We start from the raw sequence: 18,453 nt of genomic DNA, 5'->3' as shown, positions 1-18,453 counted from the left end.
AAAAAGTCAAAAAAAACGCTTGCTTTTAATAATGAGAATTATTATCATTAAGATGTACTTGATTAGAGCGTCGCAAGACTTCTGAAAAAGTATGACATTGCTCACATTGCTTCCAATGTTTGCCAGCCTAGCGCAACTATGCTGGCTTTTTTATTTTAAAGTGATTTTAAATCCGATGTTTTGATAACTAATTGATCGTCAATAACCATTTTCCATTGACCGTCCTCAAAATAAGGAGGCGTACTTACTTTAAATAAAGAATTTAAACCTAAAATCCCTACTTTAAAATCATCACCAATAAATTCTTGTATCGGTCCTTTAATGGTTGTCGTCACCCCATCTTTTTTATAATTGTAATTAACTCTGGCGTCTTTAGCTATACTTATCACCATATATTCACCTTGCCATGTGCCAATATAGTTACTTTTTTCGGGTGGAATTGCATCAAGTTCGTTACATGCAGTAATAAAGATGGCAAGTATTAGAAGTAGATAAACATGTTTTATTTTCTTTAATAATTTCAAGTTGTTATTCCCTATGTGTTTAACATTTATTTTTAGTTATTAATTGTATCAAATAAAATAAGTAATGCTGCACTGCCGCCAAATTCTTTCGGTGCTTGATGAAAACAAATGATATTAGGATGCTGGGCTAACCACATTGGCGTCTGTTTTTTTAAGATGTTTTTACCATGTCCATACATGATACAAGCACAATGTGCGTTTTCGCTTAAGCAAGCAGTAATAAGCGATGCTATTTCTTTTTTCGCTTCTTGCTGTGTTAATCCATGTAGATCTAAAAAAAATTCAGGTTCATAAAATCCACGACGTAATTTTTTAATCTCATAAGGATCGGCGTTGTCATGACTATAACGAATGGGATCGTCTTGTAAGAGTGGTTGATAATCATCCGAAAAATAAAACTCAGCATGATTTTTTTCGTGTTGTCGTTTTTCAATCGCAATGGCTTTTTGAGACCGTTTTAAGGGTTTATGAACAACGGTATCTTGTGCAAGTTTTTGGGTATTGCCAATGCTACTTTTGAATAAGTTTATCTCTTCTTGAGTTAATTTAAATTTTTCAGTCATTGATAATTACTCTGGGTAAACTTTTTGTTTGAATTCACATAAATCTTCAATCACACAAGCCCCGCATCGAGGTTTTCTGGCGATACAAGTATAACGTCCATGCAAAATTAACCAGTGGTGACAATTTATTTTGTACTCTTTGGGTACCACTTTCAATAATTTTTCTTCCACTGCCTCAACGGTTTTTCCGGGTGCAAAGCCTGTGCGATTGCTGACACGAAAAATATGAGTATCAACCGCAATCGTTGGCCAACCAAAAGCCGTATTTAGCACTACATTCGCTGTTTTTCTGCCTACACCGGGTAATGCGATTAATGCATCAAAATTTTCTGGCACTTGACCTTGATATTTCTCAACTAAAATCTGACAGGTTTTGATAATATTATCTGCTTTACTATTGTATAAGCCAATGGTACGGATATAACTTTTGAGCTTATCAACCCCAAGCGCTAAGATTTGTTCCGCTGTATTAGCAATTGCAAATAAAGGTTTGGTTGCTTTGTTTACACTCACATCGGTTGCTTGTGCAGAAAGAACAACAGCAATGAGCAATTCGAAAGGGGTTTGATAAACAAGTTCAGTTGTTGGATCTTTAATGTGATCTTTTAATCTTTCTAAAATTTGAATACGAGTTGATTGTTTCACAGAGTATGATAAATATAAATAACATGCCTGATATTATATACTTTATTTGTATAAATATTGTAGGTTAAATTTAATTTTTAGCTAAAAGTCACTTTATGCGACAATAATTAAAATTACGGCAAAATAACAATCTCAATGACCTATCTGAAAAATTTTAGCGTGACGGATTGTCAGCTTAGTTATATTCATTCATCGCCTGCTTTTTAGCATGTGGTTTTTATGATAAGCTACTCCACTATTTTTTAATTTCATCAACAAGGTTTTTTAGAAATATGTCCTTACCAATGATTGTCACCTTTGCTATATACATTTTAGGAATGATTGCGATCGGTTTTTTTGCCTTTCGATCAACGCAAAACTTTGGTGATTATATTTTGGGGGGGCGCCGTATTGGTAGTGTTGTCACTGCGCTTTCGGCTGGCGCTTCGGACATGAGTGGTTGGCTATTAATGGGGCTGCCAGGGGCTGTTTTTTTATTCGGTATTTCGCAAAGTTGGATTGCAATTGGTTTGATAATTGGGGCTTACTTAAACTGGTTACTGATTGCCGGTCGGTTACGTGTTTTTACTGAAATTAATCATAATTCCTTGACCTTACCCGACTATTTTGCTCGCCGATTTGATGATAAAAGCGCTTTGCTGCGTATTATTTCAGCGGTAATCATTCTTATCTTTTTTACGATTTATTGTGCATCAGGCGTTGTTGCGGGTGCAAAACTTTTTGAAAGTACCTTTGGAATGAGTTATGGTTGGGCAATGTTAGCTGGTGCTGGCGCAACAATCGCTTATACTTTTATAGGTGGTTTTTTAGCGGTCAGTTGGACGGATACTATTCAAGCGAGTTTGATGATGTTTGCACTTATCTTAACTCCCGTTATGGTTATGGTGAACGCAGGTGGTTTTACCGATGCCTTAGCAAATATTGAATCGCTCAATCCTGATTATACCAACATCTTTGCTCACATGGATTTTATCGCTATTATTTCATTGCTTGGCTGGGGGCTTGGCTATTTTGGGCAACCGCATATTTTAGCTCGCTTTATGGCGGCTGACTCACATGATGTGATGAAAAATGCCCGTCGAATTAGTATGACTTGGATGATTTTATGTTTAGGTGGTGCAATAACGGTAGGATTTTTTGGTATTGCTTTCTTTGCTAATCATCCAGAGTTTTCAGATCTCATTAATAACGGTAAACATGAACGTATTTTTATCGAGTTATCCAAATTACTGTTTAATCCATGGGTTGCTGGTGTTTTATTAGCGGCGATTTTGGCTGCGGTGATGAGCACGTTAAGTTGTCAGTTACTCGTCTGTTCAAGCGCATTAACGGAAGATTTTTATCGAGCCTTTTTTAGACCGAAAGCAAAACAACGTGAACTTGTTTGGGTTGGACGAATTATGGTTTTACTGGTATCGGTCATTGCCATTTTGTTAGCAATTAACCCTAATAATAGTGTCTTAGATTTAGTTAGTCATGCATGGGCAGGATTTGGTGCTGCCTTTGGCCCCATTATTGTGTTTTCAGTATTTTGGTCACGCATGACACGCAATGGCGCTCTAGCAGGTATGATTACAGGAGCGGCAACAGTATTGCTTTGGATTAATTTTAATTGGTTTAATCTTTATTCACTTATTCCGGGTTTCTTATTTGCGTCTTTAGCGATAGTAATCTTTAGTTTATGTGATAAAAAACCGAATGAAATAGTGGAAGATCATTTTAAACAAGCGTATAAACGTTATCATAATAAAGTAGAATAGATTTCAATAAAAATAGAGTTATCCAAAGTCAAATTTCAACGTAATAAAATTTTTATAGGTAAAATAACATGACAAAAAATGTGATCAAACAACTGCAAGAGCGAGGATTGATTGCTCAACTGACAGATGAAAAAGCACTCATGGAACTAATTGAACAAAATCCCATAGCGCTTTATTGTGGTTTTGATCCCACGGCTGATAGTTTGCATCTAGGTCATTTGGTACCATTACTTTGTTTAAAACGCTTTCAGTTAGCCGGTCATAAACCGATTGCGCTTGTTGGCGGCGCAACAGGTTTAATTGGTGACCCGAGTTTTAAAGCCGTTGAACGTAAATTAAATACTCAAGAGACTGTTGTTGAGTGGAGCGAAAAAATTAAACAACAAGTTTCTCCATTCTTAGATTTTAATTGTGGTGCAAATGCAGCGATTGTCGCTAATAACTATGATTGGTTTGGTGGCATGAATGTATTAACTTTTTTACGTGACATTGGTAAATATTTTTCAGTTAACGCCATGATTAACAAAGAATCAGTCAAACAACGTATTGATCGTGATGAAGCTGGGATTTCATTTACTGAGTTTTCTTACAGTTTATTACAATCTTATGATTTTGCTTGTTTAAATAAAGATCATAATGTGGTGTTACAAATTGGGGGATCAGATCAATGGGGTAATATTACTGCCGGTATTGATTTAACTCGTCGATTACATCAAAAACAAGTTTATGGTTTAACGGTTCCTTTAATTACCAAATCTGACGGTACAAAATTTGGTAAAACGGAAAGCGGTGCGGTTTGGCTTGACCCTAAAAAGACCAGTCCATATAAATTCTATCAATTCTGGATTAATACCGCTGATGCTGATGTTTATCGTTTCTTAAAATTCTTTACTTTCATGTCATTAAATGAAATTGATGCACTTGAAGAAGAAGATAAAAATAGCGGTGTGGCACCAAGAGCACAATATGTTCTTGCTGAAGAGGTCACACGCTTAGTCCATGGTGAAGAAGGCTTAATGGCAGCCAAACGGATCACTGAAAGTTTATTCTCAGGAAAATTAGCCGATCTATCTCAAGCCGATTTTGAACAATTGGCGCAAGACGGTATGCCAACGATTACGGTTGAGGGCGATATTGATTTGCAACAAGCGATCGTTAATGCACAGTTTGCACCGTCAAGAGGCCAAGCCAGAACAATGATTGAATCTAATGCGATTTCAGTTAATGGTGAACGTAACGCGACAACAGATTATCATTTTTCACAAGAAGATAAGCTTTTTGGACGTTATACATTACTTCGTCGAGGTAAGAAATATTACTGCTTACTAATTTGGAGTTAATTTATGAAAAATATACTATCTATTCAGTCACATGTTGTATTTGGTCATGCAGGTAATAGTGCTGCTGTATTCCCTATGCGTCGTGTGGGAGTAAATGTATGGCCTTTAAATACTGTGCAATTTTCAAATCATACGCAATATCGTCAATGGACAGGCACGGTAATGCCAGCATCACATTTAACTGATATCGCCGATGGCATTAATGCCATCGGTGAACTTAAACGATGTGACGCAGTATTAAGTGGTTATATGGGATCCCCTGAACAAGGTAGTGCCATAACCGAAATAGTAAAAAAAGTAAAAGCTGTAAATCCCAATGCAATTTATCTTTGTGATCCTGTTATGGGGCATCCTGAAAAAGGTTGTTTTGTTGCGCCTGGCGTATCTGAATTTTTGTGTAATACTGCATTACCGATAGCAGATATGATGGCGCCTAATATTTTGGAGCTAGAAGAGTTAAATGGAAAACAGCCAATTAATAACGTTGAAGAAGCGGTATTTGCATGTAAAGCACTTTGTAAAAAAGGGCCTAAAGCGATTTTAGTTAAACATTTAAGTCGTGCGGGATATCGTAAAGATCGTTTTGAAATGTTACTCGTCACAGAACATGAAGCATGGCACATTGAGCGCCCTTTAGTTGACTTTGGCGTGAGACAGCCTGTTGGTGTAGGCGATATGACGAGTGGATTGTTTTTAGCGAATATTTTGCTTGGTAAATCGCTGGTTGAGGCGTTAGAACATACCACTTCTGCGGTTTATGCTGTTATGCTTGAAACCTTGAAACTCAATGAATATGAGCTTCAATTAGTTGCCGCTCAAGATGAAATAGCAAAACCTTCACAATGGTTTAATGCGAAAAGAATTGATTAATTTTAAAAATATGTAAAAATGGATCCAATTTAATTTATTTTTAATTCTTAACAAAAATGAGGGGATGATGGAAGACAATATTTCTTTGGGTAAGATGCTTTCCAATTTACGTAATAATATGGGATTAACTCAAGAAGATATTGCCAATAAGATCCATGTTCGAAAGGCAGTGGTCGAAGAAATTGAAAACGATCAGCGAGTTCATGCCCCTCTTGTCTTTGTTAAAGGTTATATTCGTTCTTATGCTGAAATTGTTGGTTTATCTGAGGACGAGTATCAACCTTATCTAGAAAAAATGTCAAAGCAAAATGCATCCGAAACAAAAATAAAGCAACTCATTCCTGCCCTTGAACCTAGAAAAAGAGGAAAGCGGATTTTATTTTTTAGCTTATTTGTAGTGGTTTGTATAGTTGGTGTAACTATTTATTATTTTAATAAAGAAAGTAAAAATAATTATGTAGAAGTGAGTCATTACATTTCGCCATCATCATCGAATCACGTTAACAGTTAGCAAATTTTCTTACTCGTATACAGACATTTGATGCAAATCTTGTTAAGATCACAAGCTAGTTATTTTGTTATATCATTAGGCGTGTTATGAGTCATCAGGATTCACCGATAATCAGACGAGAATCTACCCGAATTTATGTCGGCAGTGTACCTATTGGTGGTGGTGCGCCCATTGCCGTTCAATCCATGACGAATACCCGTACGACGGATGTTGAAAAAACTGTTGCTCAGATTCAAGCACTTGAGCGAGTAGGTGTCGACATTGTTCGTGTGTCGATTCCAACAATGGATGCGGCAGAAGCGTTTAAATTGATTAAACAACAAGCGAAAGTGCCACTTATTGCAGATATTCACTTTGATTATCGTATTGCTTTGAAAGTAGCAGAATATGGCGTGGATTGTTTAAGAATTAATCCGGGAAATATCGGTAATGAATCAAGAATTCGAGCAGTTGTTGATTGTGCTAAAGATAAAAATATTCCAATAAGAATTGGGGTTAATTCCGGATCACTTGAAAAAGATATTCAAGAAAAATATGGCGAACCTACGCCACAAGCAATTGTAGAATCAGCGATGCGTCATGTTGACATTTTGGATAGGCTTAATTTCGACCAATTTAAAGTGAGTGTGAAAGCGTCAGATGTATTTACGGCGGTGGATGCCTATCGACTTTTAGCTAAACAGATAAAACAACCTCTACATTTGGGGATTACTGAAGCTGGTGGCGTTCGCAGTGGTGCAATTAAGTCGGCAATAGGTTTAGGTTTGTTATTATCTGAAGGTATTGGTGATACATTGCGTGTCTCTTTAGCCGCTGATCCCACTGAAGAAGTTAAAGTCGGTTTTGATATATTAAAATCATTGAGAATTCGATCTCGTGGTATCAACTTTATTGCTTGTCCGACCTGTTCAAGACAAGAGTTTGATGTCATTAATACAGTCAATACGTTAGAACAACGTTTAGAAGATATCATTACACCAATGGATGTATCGATTATTGGTTGTGTTGTTAATGGGCCAGGTGAAGCTTTGGCTTCAACGATGGGTGTTGCTGGCGGTCATAATAAAAGTGGCTTTTATGAAGATGGTGTACGTATTGGTCGTATTGATAACGAACAGATGATCGATGAACTGGAAGCAAAAATTCGAGCTAAAGCATCAATACTAAAAAACAGAATTGCAGCAACTGAACTATAATTTTATTAGATAGCGAATACATAAATGACAGAGAAAAAAATCCAATCTATACGGGGAATGAATGACTTACTCCCAACAGATAGTGCGAGTTGGCAACAAATTGAAAAAATTGTTAAAGGTGTTCTAAATAGCTATGGCTATAATGAGATAAGAACCCCCATTGTTGAAGATACTGCGCTATTTAAAAGAGCCGTCGGTGAAGTGACGGATATTGTCGAAAAAGAGATGTATACTTTTAATGACCGTAATGATGAAAGTATCACTTTACGTCCCGAAATTACTGCGGGTTGTGTTCGTGCGGGCATTGAGCATGGGCTTTTTTATAATCAAGAACAACGTCTATGGTATTTAGGGCCTGCATTTCGTTACGAAAAACCGCAAAAAGGTCGCTATCGCCAATTTCATCAATTTGGGGTTGAAGTTTTTGGGCTTGAAGGACCTAATATTGATGCTGAACTGATTTTATTAACCGCAAGATTCTGGAAAGCACTTGGTATACAGGATCACACTTCGTTAGAATTAAATTCAATTGGCTCTCTTGAAGCTAGAGCGAACTATCGTCAAGCACTCGTTGATTTTCTTGAACAACATAAAGATAAATTGGATGAAGACTGCTTACGTAGAATGTATACTAATCCATTACGTGTACTCGATTCGAAAAATCCAGTCATACAAGAATTACTTAATCAAGCGCCAAAACTATTTGATTATTTGGATGCGGAATCGAAAGAACATTTTGAAGGCCTGTGTCGTTTACTGGATAAAGCAGGAATAAAATACAATATTAATCAAAGATTAGTAAGAGGATTAGACTATTACAATCGTACAGTATTTGAATGGGTAACAAGTAGCTTAGGTGCTCAAGGTACTGTTTGTGGTGGGGGGCGTTATGATGGATTAGTGAGCCAGTTAGGTGGTCAATCAACGCCAGCTGTTGGTTTTGCAATGGGACTTGAACGATTAGTTTTACTTGTTCAAGCTGTCAATCCTTCATTAAATCGAGATAATTCGATTGATATTTATATGATCTCCTCGGGAGATGAAAACACGATTTCAGTAGCACAATGTGTTGCTGAATTATTACGTGACGGTTTACCTGATAAACGAATTGTGACTAATTATGGAACGTCTAATTTTAAGAAACAATTTGCCAAAGCAGATAAATTAGGTGCTAAAATAGCGGTTATTGTTGGTGAAAACGAGTTAGCGAACCAAACGGTAACTATCAAAAATTTACAAACAGGTGAACAAACTGAAGTCGCGCAAAGCGATATTGTTCAAACTTGTTTGGCAATGATATAAATCTAAAGGAAATAGGAGATAAGCGTGAGTTATCAATCGTCAAGTGAAGAACAAATGTGGGCTTTAAAAGAGTTTCTTGCGAAAACGTGGAAAATTATTGTTGCCGTTATTGTCATCGGATTATTGGCTTATTATGGTTGGAATTACTATCAATCAAATCAAGTTAAAAAATTGGAACAAATGTCAGATCGTTATGAGCAACTTGTAAAACAGTTAGATCAGACAAAACCGGAATCCGTAAATGATTTAGTTGCTTTTGCAAAAGAGGGGGATAGCGTTTATAACGTTTTTGCTGATCTTTTTGCGGCTAAATTTTATATCGAAGTAACAAAAGATTATGCAGGTGCTCAAGCATTATTGACTGATGCTTTATCTAAAACAAAAGCGGAACCGGTAAAATCCGTTATTAATATTCGTATTGCACGTGTGCAGTATCAACAAAACCAATACCAAGAAAGTTTAGCAACGTTAGATAAAGTTAACAATGAAGCTTGGGAACCAGTGATTAACGAAATACGGGGCGATATATTAACCAAAATGTCTCGTTATGCTGAGGCGATAGATGCCTATAAAATTGCGCTAAAATCAGCGGCAATGATAAGTTCAGAGCCAAATATTAAAATTAAACTAAATCAAGCTGAATATTTACAAGCTAAACAAACAGTTGAACAAGATAAACAAACTGCTGAAGAAAAAGCAGAGCAAGAGGATCAGTCAAAGACTGAAACGGAAGAAAATAAAAATTAATTTATCCTGCTATAAGGGTCTATACAATGAAGTTATCTAAATGTTTTTTAACCAGTGTTTTTATGTTTTCACTTGCTGGATGCTCGATATTTGGAGGAGAAGAAGAAGTTATTCAAGTTTCACCTTCTCCTATAGTCAGTAACCAATTTACTATTCACCAATTATGGCGTAACAGTACTGCAGGAAATACTCGTATTTATTCATTATTAGGTCCTGCTAGTTATGATAATGTTATTTATGCAGCGAGCCGAAGTGGAGAGGTAAAAGCAGTTGATTTAACGACGGGTAACACATTGTGGAATGTCGATTTATCTAAAAGTACACTTTTCAGTAGTAAAACAGCGCTCTTTTCTGGTGGTGTAAGTGCCGATGAAAATTATGTTTATGTTGGCAGTGAACGTGCTGTTGTTTATGCTTTAGATCGTCAAAACGGAAAAGTCGTCTGGGAAAAATCAGTTAAAGGAGAAGTCCTTGCTCGCCCGGTATCATCTGATGATAAATTAGTGGTTCATACCGCTAATGGTATATTACAAGGGCTTAATCGTGAAACTGGTGACGAACTTTGGGAAGTGACTTTTGAAGTTCCGGCATTATCATTAAGAGGTAACTCAACACCAGTCATTGCCCATGGTGCAGCTATCTTTGGTGATGATAATGGTCGAGTAAATGCTTACTACATTAATGATGGTCAATTAATTTGGCAACAACGTATTTCACAACCGACTGGTTCAACAGAAATTGCAAAATTAAATGATGTTGATTCAACCCCTGTAGTTGAAGGAAATACTGTCTATTCTGTTGGATTTAATGGTTATGTTGCTGCACTGGATTTAAGTAATGGTGAAGTCATATGGCGTAAAAAAATAGGTTCAACACACAGTTTTGCGGTTGATAAAAATCGATTATACGTAGTAGATCAAGATGATAATATTCAATCATTATCAAAAACGGAAGGTGGCGTACTTTGGACGCAATCAAGTTTTACACACCGCCAATTGACTGATCCAGTCATTTATCAAGATTATGTCGTATTTGGTGATTTTGAAGGTTACCTGTATTGGTTAAATGCTGAAACAGGTGAACTTGTAAATAAAATAGAAGTAAGTAGTAGCGGAATAATCGCTAAACCATTGGTGGTTGACAATAAACTGATTGTTCAAGTCAAAAATGGTGATATTTACGCTTTCACAAAAAATTTAAGTAATTAGAGAATAAACATGGTACCTGTTGTAGCACTAGTTGGTCGTCCAAATGTTGGAAAATCAACTTTATTTAATCGGTTAACAAGAACACGTGATGCGTTAGTCGCAGATTTTCCTGGATTAACCCGTGATCGTAAGTATGGACGAGCTGAAATCAAGGGCCATGAATATATTGTAATTGATACGGGTGGAATTGATGGCACTGAAGAAGGGGTTGAAAGCTTTATGGCTGACCAATCCTTACAAGCTATCGAAGAAGCCGATATCGTTCTGTTTTTAGTCGATGCAAGAGCGGGTGCTATGCCGGCAGATCATGCGATCGCTAAACACTTGCGTTCTCGTCAAAAGGCCACTTTTTTAGTTGCCAATAAAATTGATGGTATTGATGCTGATACGGCTATCTCAGATTTTTACTCATTAGGTTTAGGCGATATCCACCCCATAGCGGCAAGTCATGGGCGTGGTGTCAGTTCTTTGATTGAAACGGCGTTGGAACCTATTTTTCAATTTAAAGATCACGATGAAGATGACTTTAATGAAGACCAATTGCCACCAGATTTATCAGAATCTTATGACGATGTTGACGAAGATGATGTTGAATCACTGATTAATCAACCGATTAAAGTGGCTATTGTCGGGCGTCCAAATGTAGGTAAGTCAACACTAACTAACCGAATTTTAGGTGAAGAACGGGTTGTGGTTTATGATATGCCAGGTACAACTCGAGATAGTATCTATATACCAATGACTCGTGACGAACGAGAATATGTTTTAATTGATACGGCAGGGGTGCGTAAACGTGGTAAGGTAACGCAAACTGTCGAAAAGTTTTCAGTGATTAAAACATTACAAGCGATTGAAGATGCAAATGTTGTCATATTGGTGATTGATGCCAGAGAAGGTATCTCAGATCAGGATTTATCATTACTCGGCTTTATCATCAATAGTGGGCGTTCACTTGTTATTGCTGTCAATAAATGGGATGGGTTATCACAAGACATCAAAGAGCAAGTTAAAGCAACACTAGATGACCGACTTGATTTTATTGATTTTGCCCGTTTGCATTTTATTTCGGCTTTACATGGTAGTGGTGTGGGTAATTTATTTGATTCAATTCAAGAAGCTTATGAATGTGCAACCCGTCGGGTAAATACTGCATTATTAACCAAAATTATGCAAATGGCACAAGACGATCACCAACCACCTCTCGTTCGTGGACGTCGAGTAAAACTCAAATATGCCCATGCCGGAGGCTACAATCCACCTATTGTGGTTGTTCACGGAAATCAAGTTGAAGATCTTCCTGATTCTTATAAACGATATTTAATGAACTATTTTAGACGCTCATTAAAAATTATGGGAACGCCGATTCGAATTCAATTTAAAGAAGGGGAGAATCCTTTTGAAGGTCGAAAAAATAGTTTAACGGCATCACAACAACGTAAACGACGTCGATTGATGAAACACGTTAGAGGTCGTAAATAGTTTATGTCAAAAAAAAATATAGCAGGGCAAAGTCAAGAAGGCTTGTGCCCTAAATGTCATCATAAAATGGATGTTATGTCTGCCCAGCATTACGTTTGTGCTCACTGTAAACAACATTTTGTCGAACACTATATATGCCCCACTTGTCATCAACCTGCTCAAATGATCAAAGGCTGTGGTGCCATAAATTATATTTGTCCAACTGATGGATTAATCTCCAGCAGTAAAGTGATATTTCAATATTTACCAGAATAGAAAATCTATCTATATAAAAACCATAAGAGGTTATTTCATGCGTATTATTTTATTAGGTGCACCAGGTGCGGGAAAAGGAACTCAAGCACAATTCATTATGAAAAAATATGGTATTCCTCAAATTTCAACTGGCGATATGTTACGTGCAGCAGTGAAAGCTGGTACGCCACTTGGTCAACAGGCTAAAGAATTAATGGATGCCGGTAAACTTGTTACTGATGAACTCGTGATTGCATTAGTGAAAGAACGTATTGCACAAGATGATTGTGCAAATGGGTTTTTATTAGACGGATTCCCTCGAACTGTACCCCAAGCTGATGCTATGAAATCAGCAGGTATTAATGTTGACTATATACTTGAATTTGATGTGCCTGATTCTGTTATCATTGATCGAATGAGTGGACGCCGAATTCATGCGCCATCGGGACGAGTTTATCATGTCCGTCATAATCCACCAAAAGTAGAAAATGTTGACGATATTACGGGTGAACCTTTAACAACTCGCAAAGATGATGATGAAGAGATTGTCCGTAAACGCCTTGTTGAATATCATCAATTAACTAAACCTTTAATTGATTACTACCAACATGAAGCGAAAGAAGGTCGTGCAAAATACTACCGCATTGATGGTACCCAATCTGTATCTGATGTGACAAACGAACTTGTTAAAATCTTAGATTAATTAATCGATTGCTAAAAAAGCCAGTTATACATTTGTTATCTGGCTTTTTAATTTTGATTATAGTGTCGCTTTTAATGCCTGTGCTAAATCAGAAATAATATCATCAATATGTTCTATCCCAATAGACAAACGAATCATTTCTTGACTTACTCCTGCCTTTTTCAGTTCTTCATTATTAAGTTGTCTATGCGTAGTTGATGCAGGATGACAAGCTAATGAGCGTGTATCGCCTATATTGACCAGACGAATAATTAATTTTAGTGCATCAATAAATTTAGCGCCTGCAGGTTTTCCACCTTTAATACCAAACGATAAAATGCCAGCAGGTAAATGATTATCCATCTGTTTTACCACTAAATCATGTTCAGGATGATTGCTAAGACCAGCATAGTTAACCCATTCAACTTGTGGGTGTGAGATTAGATATTTTGCAACGTTGAGTGCATTTTGACAGTGGCGTTCCATGCGCAAAGAAAGGGTTTCAAGCCCTTGTAGTATCAAAAAAGTATTAAATGGCGATAGTGCAGCGCCCATATTGCGTAAAGGGATTACTCGACAACGTGCAATGTAAGCCGCATCACCAAAGGTATCCGTATAAGAGACACCATGATAAGATGGATCTGGTTGATTAAGCATTGGATATCTATCCGCATATTTTTTCCATGGAAACCGTCCTGAATCAACGATGATTCCTCCAAGACTATTACCATGCCCACCAATATATTTAGTTAATGAATGCACGACAATATCAGCACCAAATTCAAATGGTCGACAAAGTGCAGGACTGGCAACGGTATTGTCGACGATTAACGGAATACCATGCCGATGTGCGATGTCGGCAAGTTGGCTTAAATCAACAATATTACCTGCAGGATTGCCAATACTTTCGCAATATATGGCCTTGGTTTTGTCATCAATTTGCTGTTCAATAGCCACTAAATCATTATGAGGTGCAAATTTGGTTGTAATACCAAAATTAGGTAAAGTATGGGCAAACAAATTATAAGTGCCGCCATATAATTGCGAAACAGAAACAATATTTTCGCCAGCAAAGGTAATTGCTTGAATAGCATAAGTGATAGCCGCCATGCCTGATGCAACAGCTAAAGCACCAATACCACCTTCAAGCGCAGCGACTCGAGCTTCGAGTACGGCGTTAGTTGGGTTGGTAATACGGGTATAAATATTGCCAGCGACTTTTAAATCAAATAAATCTGCGCCATGCTGTGTATCATCAAAAGCATAAGAGGTTGTTTGATAAATGGGAACAGCAACAGCATGAGTAGTGGGTTCAGGGGTATAACCTGTGTGAAGTGCAATGGTTTCTGGTTTCATGATCGAGCCTCGTCGGAATAACAAGGCTCTATTTTGTACAAAAATTGATGAAAAAGTAAAGTGTTATAAAACCATTCTTACAATATCTATTTCACCTAATTCTTTATATAAATTTTCAATCTGATCAATGTGTGTTGCATTAATAGTAATCGACACAGAATGATAATTCCCTTTACTGCTAGGTTTGATTGACGGACTGTAATCACCCGGTGCGTGACGTTGGATAACGGACACGACTTTATCAACCAGTTCTGGTTTAGCTTCTCCCATGACTTTATAAGTAAAAGAACAAGGAAAATCTAATAATTCTTTTAAATTTGTTTTCTGTTGCATAATTTTATGTTTCTCACGTAATCGGTATGTTTGGGGTATTACTACCAGGAATAACAGTCATATATAGGCGCTTTGATGTTCTTCAAGTGATCAAGCATAAACTTCGCTTCTTAAAGTATTCAAATTGATCTATGATAGATTAATTTTATCACAGCTTAGTTAGCATTATCCTATAAATTATAAAAAAGGTTGAAAAATATGTTAGCACACTCCGATGATAGAGAACCTTTTGGTACATTGTTAGGTTATGCCCCAGGTGGCGTTGCCATTTACTCTTCTGATTATGAAACATTAGACCCAACTCAATACCCTGATGATGCCTCTTTTCGAAGTTATTCCGGGCATGAATATATGGGATATAAATGGCAATGCGTTGAATTTGCAAGGCGTTTTTTATTTCTTAATTATGGTATTGTGTTTACTGATGTCGGCATGGCTCATGAAATTTTTTCACTTCGTGTCTTAAGACAAGTCATCAATGAAGCGATATTGCCTTTACAAGCTTTTGCTAATGGTGGTAAGAAAAACCCCGAAGCTGGCGCATTACTTATTTGGGATGATGGTGGTGTTTTCGATAGAACGGGTCATGTTGCTATTATTACCGAAGTCTTTGAAGATAAAGTTCGGATAGCTGAACAAAATGTTATTCATACCCGATTACCAATTGGTCAACATTGGACTCGTGAATTAAGGATGACGGTCACCGACAATGGTTATTTGTTACATGATACGTTTGACGATACCACCATATTAGGTTGGATGATACAAACCGAAAATACACAATATAGTCTACCACAACCAACCGTACCGGCGCCTTTACTGGCTATTCATAGTCAACATATTGAAAATCAAGGTCAATTTGATATTAACTGGCTTAATGAGCAAGATAGTTTAGAAAATGCTTATATCCAAGCGGCAGGGCATGCAATTAGTCATGATGATCACTACCGATATTTCACTATTTCTGAAAGTGCCGAGCAAGAACTTATTCGAGCGACCAATGAGTTACATCTTATGTATTTACATGCAACCGATAGAGTACTAAAAGATGATAACTTGCTGATGAATTTTAATATCCCCGAAATTTTATGGCCTCGTTTGCGACTGTCATGGCAACAACGACGTTATCAAATGATAACCGGTCGGCTAGACTTTTGCATGGATGAACGAGGCTTTAAAGTTTATGAATATAATGCTGATTCGGCATCGTGTCATACTGAAGCTGGACAGATACTACAAAATTGGGCAATACAAGCTGGGCTAAATGTTGGCGTAAACCCTAGTGCTGGGTTGCTTAACGCATTAGCGAGTTGTTGGAAGCATAGCGATGCACAAGCTTTTATCCATATTATGCAAGATAATGATAATGAAGAAAATTATCATGCTTTATTTATGCAAAAAGCCCTGACACAAGCAGGATTTAAGAGCAAAATTTTACGAGGTTTGAGCGGCTTAAAATGGGATAAACGCGGTCGGTTAGTTGATGATGAAGATCGTCAAGTAACCTGTGTCTGGAAAACATGGGCATGGGAAACCGTATTAGAACAACTTCGTCAAGAAAGTGAAGCCCAAATAGCCGGATTACCAATACGGACTTGGCATCCAGAAAATGCGGTAAGGTTGATAGACGTTCTTTTACGTCCCGAAGTCACTGTATTTGAACCTTTATGGACAGTTATTCCAAGCAATAAAGCGATTTTACCGGTGCTGTGGTCTTTATTTCCTAATCATCGTTATTTATTAGAGTCTACATTCGAACTTAATAAAAGTTTAGAGAAAAAGGGGTATGCCGTTAAGCCGATTGCAGGGCGTCGGGGGAGTGATATTCAATTAGTCAGCAGCAAAGAAACCATTTTGGGGAAAACTGTCGGTAAATTTGCTAAACAAGAAAACATCTATCAAGAATTGTGGTGTTTACCGAAAGTCGATGATCGTTATTTGCAAATCTGTACTTTCACTGTCGGCGGACATTATGGGGGAACGTGTTTACGTTCTGATCCATCCTTAGTCATTCGGGGAGATAGTGATATGCAACCATTACGAGTATTGACTGATGATATGTTTTTAAAATGACTATTATGGTAAGGTAATTTTGCAGTATGTAAAAAATAAAGTAAAAAAATCTTAACTTATCCTATAGATACCAATTACAACAGCTGGATTTTTCTGTTAGAATTAAAAGATTACAAAAATATCATATGATAATGGAATGGAAAGGTCAGTATGGCAAATACACTACTTAGAACTGGTGATATTAAAGATTTTAAAATGCTTGGGCATGACGGTAAAGCTGCTTACCTAGTGGCAACCCAAATTCGTGAAATGTTCAGAGTAAAAATAGGTAAACAATATGCCGACTATTTAGCCATTCCACAACGTAATGATCAAGGAAATAGGGTTGATTGGTATATTCCTTTTGATTCGGCTCAATATGATATTGTGCCTTGGTCATCTGCCAGCGAATCAGAACAGCAATCAGCGCTTCAATTGTTGGCAGCATTTGAACAAAAGGTAGTTGAGCTAGGCAAACAATTAGCTAATAATCCAAACCTTGAAGGCGATCAATTGCTATTTAGCCGCCTAATTTATGATCCTAATCACCGTGAGGACAGCCAAGAACCAAATCTTATGGCGATTCGGTTTCCAAGCAATGAATATATTTATATCGTTAATGGCAAGCCTGTTATTACTTTTTGGGGATTTATTAATCCACAAACTCAACTAACCCAATCACCTTTCAAATGTTTAGAACAATCAGAAAGCACAGCACCTTATGTTACTGAACAAATTGACCCCCCGATAACGTCTAAACGTCCTTGGTGGAAACGTTGGTGGATGTGGTTATTAATGCTGTTGCCACTATTATTGTTATTATTACTACTGTTTTTATTACGAGGGTGCTTTTATCACCCTGAATCATCAATTACACCGCCATTGTCAGTCGATAATGCGGTGAATGTACCGGTTGAGACTGATCGGGACAAAAAACCAGAAGATAAAAAAGGTGAGAATCCTATCCGTGATGTGAATGTTATTCATAGACCGGTGGGTACTAACATAAATCATGATTCGGTGTTAAATACTGACAATCGTAATGACGTAGTTGGTACAACTGTTACAGAAGGTAACATTGATGTGACTGATACGCTCAACACGCCTACCACATTACCTGTCGATAGTCATGGTGCAGGTGATGATAATCCGCCAATTCATGACATAACGCCTGATAATGCAGGTACGACTTCTGATGTTGATAACACTAATCAAAATGAAAACCAGAATCAAAACACAGCAGCTATGGATACCAATAACGCTACACAATCCCAAAATTTAAGTGTACCACCAGATGCAATTAAGCAAGGTTCTATGGATTTTCTTAATGGACAATGGACAGTAGGTGGTGGAATCCAAGATAAATCAACGGGTAAACCATTACGTTTAAACTACAGTTTTGATCAAGGAAATGGTGAAGTTACGGTAATACGTAGTGATGGTGTGAAATGTGTTGGTAAAGTTGGTAGTGGTTTTCAAAACTCAAATTTAAGTATAAAGAGTAATACTGAAGCGCTTTGTAGCGATAATACAAAATATCAATTACCGAAAATAGAGTGCTCAACAAACAGTAACAATCAAACTGATTGTAAGGGAAATTATAATAATGGTACATCGTTCCCGTTAACGATGAAAAAACAATAGGGTAGTA

The 18,453-nt window shown here is 37.1% G+C and carries 18 protein-coding genes; 13 read left to right on the top strand and 5 right to left on the bottom strand.

Features of this window, described 5'->3' with window-relative positions; all coding sequences use genetic code 11:
- Positions 1 to 155: 155 nt before the first annotated feature.
- From ACGH47_RS04495 to nth, 3 genes are read right to left on the bottom strand one after another with little or no spacing between them, the layout of a single operon-like run.
- Positions 156 to 524: a hypothetical protein gene (locus ACGH47_RS04495; protein WP_411599321.1), complete on the bottom strand. Its 369-nt coding sequence runs from the start codon at positions 522 to 524 to the stop codon at positions 156 to 158.
- Positions 525 to 556: 32 nt separating this feature from the next.
- A complete protein-coding gene (gene smrB, locus ACGH47_RS04490; protein WP_411599323.1) occupies positions 557 to 1,087 on the bottom strand; it encodes an endonuclease SmrB in 531 nt (176 codons plus the stop codon).
- Between the two features lie 6 nt (positions 1,088 to 1,093).
- Positions 1,094 to 1,732 carry an endonuclease III gene (gene nth, locus ACGH47_RS04485; protein ID WP_220216381.1) on the bottom strand — a complete coding sequence of 213 codons (639 nt, stop codon included), beginning with the start codon at positions 1,730 to 1,732 and terminating at the stop codon, positions 1,094 to 1,096.
- Positions 1,733 to 2,004: 272 nt separating this feature from the next.
- Between nth and putP the strand changes: the two genes are divergently transcribed.
- From putP to adk, 11 genes are all read left to right on the top strand, one after another.
- A complete protein-coding gene (putP, locus tag ACGH47_RS04480; protein WP_065558621.1) occupies positions 2,005 to 3,492 on the top strand; it encodes a sodium/proline symporter PutP in 1,488 nt (495 codons plus the stop codon).
- Between the two features lie 68 nt (positions 3,493 to 3,560).
- On the top strand, positions 3,561 to 4,832 hold the full coding sequence (tyrS, locus tag ACGH47_RS04475; protein WP_220216382.1) for a tyrosine--tRNA ligase: 1,272 nt from the start codon (positions 3,561 to 3,563) through the stop codon (positions 4,830 to 4,832).
- Between the two features lie 3 nt (positions 4,833 to 4,835).
- On the top strand, positions 4,836 to 5,702 hold the full coding sequence (gene pdxY, locus ACGH47_RS04470; protein ID WP_065558623.1) for a pyridoxal kinase PdxY: 867 nt from the start codon (positions 4,836 to 4,838) through the stop codon (positions 5,700 to 5,702).
- A 64-nt stretch (positions 5,703 to 5,766) separates the two neighbouring features.
- Complete coding sequence (locus tag ACGH47_RS04465) at positions 5,767 to 6,213, top strand: helix-turn-helix domain-containing protein (RefSeq protein WP_081299072.1); 447 nt, start codon at positions 5,767 to 5,769, stop codon at positions 6,211 to 6,213.
- Positions 6,214 to 6,299: 86 nt separating this feature from the next.
- Positions 6,300 to 7,409 (top strand): flavodoxin-dependent (E)-4-hydroxy-3-methylbut-2-enyl-diphosphate synthase, encoded by a 1,110-nt coding sequence (gene ispG, locus ACGH47_RS04460; RefSeq protein ID WP_267350370.1) that lies wholly within the window; start codon positions 6,300 to 6,302, stop codon positions 7,407 to 7,409.
- Positions 7,410 to 7,433: 24 nt separating this feature from the next.
- Complete coding sequence (gene hisS / locus ACGH47_RS04455; RefSeq protein WP_411622847.1) at positions 7,434 to 8,711, top strand: histidine--tRNA ligase; 1,278 nt, start codon at positions 7,434 to 7,436, stop codon at positions 8,709 to 8,711.
- Positions 8,712 to 8,735: 24 nt separating this feature from the next.
- Entirely contained in the window at positions 8,736 to 9,458 is a 723-nt protein-coding gene (locus ACGH47_RS04450; RefSeq protein ID WP_267379751.1) for a YfgM family protein, read from the top strand.
- A 26-nt stretch (positions 9,459 to 9,484) separates the two neighbouring features.
- Positions 9,485 to 10,666 (top strand): outer membrane protein assembly factor BamB, encoded by a 1,182-nt coding sequence (gene bamB, locus ACGH47_RS04445; RefSeq protein ID WP_267379753.1) that lies wholly within the window; start codon positions 9,485 to 9,487, stop codon positions 10,664 to 10,666.
- Between the two features lie 9 nt (positions 10,667 to 10,675).
- Positions 10,676 to 12,145: a ribosome biogenesis GTPase Der gene (gene der, locus ACGH47_RS04440; protein WP_411599325.1), complete on the top strand. Its 1,470-nt coding sequence runs from the start codon at positions 10,676 to 10,678 to the stop codon at positions 12,143 to 12,145.
- A gap of 3 nt (positions 12,146 to 12,148) precedes the next feature.
- Positions 12,149 to 12,400, top strand: a complete 252-nt coding sequence (locus tag ACGH47_RS04435; RefSeq protein ID WP_267350379.1) for a zinc-ribbon domain-containing protein — start codon at positions 12,149 to 12,151, stop codon at positions 12,398 to 12,400.
- A gap of 37 nt (positions 12,401 to 12,437) precedes the next feature.
- The gene (gene adk, locus ACGH47_RS04430; protein WP_267350381.1) at positions 12,438 to 13,082 is read left to right on the top strand and encodes an adenylate kinase; all 645 of its coding nucleotides are present in this window, start codon (positions 12,438 to 12,440) and stop codon (positions 13,080 to 13,082) included.
- Positions 13,083 to 13,139: 57 nt separating this feature from the next.
- Here adk and ACGH47_RS04425 read toward each other — a convergent pair whose 3' ends face one another.
- Positions 13,140 to 14,417 carry a bifunctional O-acetylhomoserine aminocarboxypropyltransferase/cysteine synthase gene (locus tag ACGH47_RS04425; RefSeq protein WP_411599327.1) on the bottom strand — a complete coding sequence of 426 codons (1,278 nt, stop codon included), beginning with the start codon at positions 14,415 to 14,417 and terminating at the stop codon, positions 13,140 to 13,142.
- A 63-nt stretch (positions 14,418 to 14,480) separates the two neighbouring features.
- Positions 14,481 to 14,750 (bottom strand): DUF493 family protein YbeD, encoded by a 270-nt coding sequence (gene ybeD, locus ACGH47_RS04420; protein ID WP_065558632.1) that lies wholly within the window; start codon positions 14,748 to 14,750, stop codon positions 14,481 to 14,483.
- 198 nt (positions 14,751 to 14,948) lie between these two features.
- Here ybeD and gss point away from each other — a divergent pair, with 198 nt between their 5' ends.
- Together gss and ACGH47_RS04410 are read left to right on the top strand one after the other, a co-directional pair.
- Positions 14,949 to 16,823: a bifunctional glutathionylspermidine amidase/synthase gene (gss, locus tag ACGH47_RS04415; RefSeq protein WP_411599328.1), complete on the top strand. Its 1,875-nt coding sequence runs from the start codon at positions 14,949 to 14,951 to the stop codon at positions 16,821 to 16,823.
- Positions 16,824 to 16,973: 150 nt separating this feature from the next.
- A complete protein-coding gene (locus ACGH47_RS04410; RefSeq protein WP_411599330.1) occupies positions 16,974 to 18,446 on the top strand; it encodes an SrfA family protein in 1,473 nt (490 codons plus the stop codon).
- Positions 18,447 to 18,453 lie beyond the last annotated feature (7 nt).

The organism is Gilliamella sp. CG16 (genome assembly GCF_046635785.1).
In the GTDB taxonomy this organism is placed as follows: Bacteria; Pseudomonadota; Gammaproteobacteria; order Enterobacterales; family Orbaceae; genus Gilliamella; species Gilliamella apicola_I.
Note: the sequence above shows the minus strand (reverse complement) of the source record. Positions and strands in the feature narration are given on the sequence as shown.